The sequence below is a fragment of the Jonquetella sp. BV3C21 genome (genome assembly GCF_000468895.1).
Taxonomy (GTDB): domain Bacteria; phylum Synergistota; class Synergistia; order Synergistales; family Dethiosulfovibrionaceae; genus Jonquetella; species Jonquetella anthropi.
The window spans coordinates 1-609 of record NZ_AWWC01000013.1; the positions used below are offsets into that span (position 1 = coordinate 1).

Genomic DNA, 609 nt, shown 5'->3' on the forward strand with positions numbered 1-609 from the left:
TACTCGAGAATCTCGGAAACGACGCCGGCTCCGACGGTGTGGCCGCCTTCGCGAATTGCAAAACGAAGGCCTTCGCTCATTGCAATCGGGCAGATCAGTTCCACTTCAAACGTCGCGTTGTCTCCAGGCATGACCATTTCCACTCCGTCAGGAAGCTTGATCGATCCGGTCACGTCCGTCGTGCGGAAGTAGAACTGCGGCTTGTAGCCCTTGAAGAACGGCGTGTGGCGCCCGCCCTCTTCTTTCTTCAAGACGTACACTTCGCTCTTGAACTTCGTGTGCGGCTTGATGCTGCCCGGCTTCGCCAAGACCTGGCCGCGTTCCACTTCGTCCTTGTCTACGCCGCGAAGTAGCGCTCCAACGTTGTCGCCCGCTTCCGCGTCGTCAAGGATCTTCCGGAACATTTCAAGGCTGGTGACAACGACTTTCCGCGTGTCCTTGATCCCGACGATTTCTACTTCTTCGCCGGCTTTGATGATTCCGCTCTCGACTCGGCCGGTAACAACCGTGCCGCGGCCGGTGATGGTGAATACGTCTTCAATCGGCATCAGGAAGGGCTTGTCGGTCTCGCGCACCGGATCCGGGAAGTAGCTGTCGCACGCGTCAAGC

At 58.3% G+C, this 609-nt stretch carries 1 protein-coding gene; it reads right to left on the bottom strand.

Annotated features, from left to right (window positions below; genetic code table 11):
• Window positions 1-609, bottom strand: a 609-nt coding sequence (locus tag HMPREF1249_RS03655; RefSeq protein ID WP_039873188.1) for an EF-Tu C-terminal domain-related protein, incomplete at both ends; no start/stop codon positions are given.